The organism is Planomonospora algeriensis, from assembly GCF_977012225.1.
In genome coordinates this window covers 1-819 of sequence record NZ_CDRNDK010000983.1, presented here as the reverse complement: position 1 = coordinate 819, position 819 = coordinate 1, and the positions used below count along the sequence as shown (strand labels likewise).

Genomic DNA, 819 nt, shown 5'->3' with positions numbered 1-819 from the left:
GGCCGGGACCCAGGACGGGAGCGGGCCCTCTTCGGGGAAGGTGTGATCACCGACGCCGCGGCTACGCTTCCTCCATGCCCTCCCGCCCTGCTTCCGCGTACTCGTCACGGCCGAAAGAACCGCTCGCGCCCAAGCTGCCCGCGTTGCTCAGTCCTGCCGTGCTTCCGGGCGGCGGGATCGAGGACGACGGGATGTACCGCTCGATGCAGTTCACGGGCATGGACCTGACATCCCATCCGGTGGACGCGGTCGACTTCGAGGGGTGCCGTTTCGCCGATGTGCGCCTTTCCGGCACGGAGATGCGCCGGGCGGGTTTCTCCGACGTGGAACTGGAGCGGTGCGACCTGTCGAACATGGTGGCCAGAACCTCGGCGATGCACCGGGCGCGGGTCTCGGCGAGCCGGTTGACCGGTATGACCTGGTCCGAATGCACGTTCCGGGACGTGGTGTTCGACGGCTGCCGCGCCGACCTGGCGGGCTTCAGGTTCTCAACCTTCAAGAACGCCGTTTTCCGAGACTGCACCATGATCGAGATCAATTTTCAGAACGCGGATCTCCGCGGTGTGCGGTTCGAACGTTGCGAGCTGACGGGAGCGCAGTTCTCCAACGCGCAGATGGAGGGCGCGAGGTTCGTCGACTGCACCTTGCTGCGGATCGGCGGCGTCCTCAGCCTCAGAGGTGTGACGATCACCAGCCGCGACGCCCAGGGGTTGGTCTACAGCCTGGCGAGCGCGATGGGCATCACCATCGAAGATTGAACGCCCGGTTCGCCTCTCCACCACCGGCCCGGGCTTCGTCCTCCCGTCCTGGGTCCCGGCA

1 protein-coding gene is annotated in these 819 nt (G+C 66.5%); it reads left to right on the top strand.

What is annotated here, in order from left to right; genetic code table 11:
• The first annotated feature begins 74 nt into the window (after positions 1–74).
• The gene (locus ACWJ6R_RS37345) at positions 75–758 is read left to right on the top strand and encodes a pentapeptide repeat-containing protein (protein WP_449066706.1); all 684 of its coding nucleotides are present in this window, start codon (positions 75–77) and stop codon (positions 756–758) included.
• The last annotated feature ends 61 nt before the right edge of the window (positions 759–819 follow it).

What these genes read in the sequence shown, in the direction of transcription:
- ACWJ6R_RS37345 (WP_449066706.1), top strand. Translation starts at nt 75, where the DNA reads ATGCCCTCCCGCCCTGCTTCCGCGTACTCGTCACGGCCGAAAGAACCG.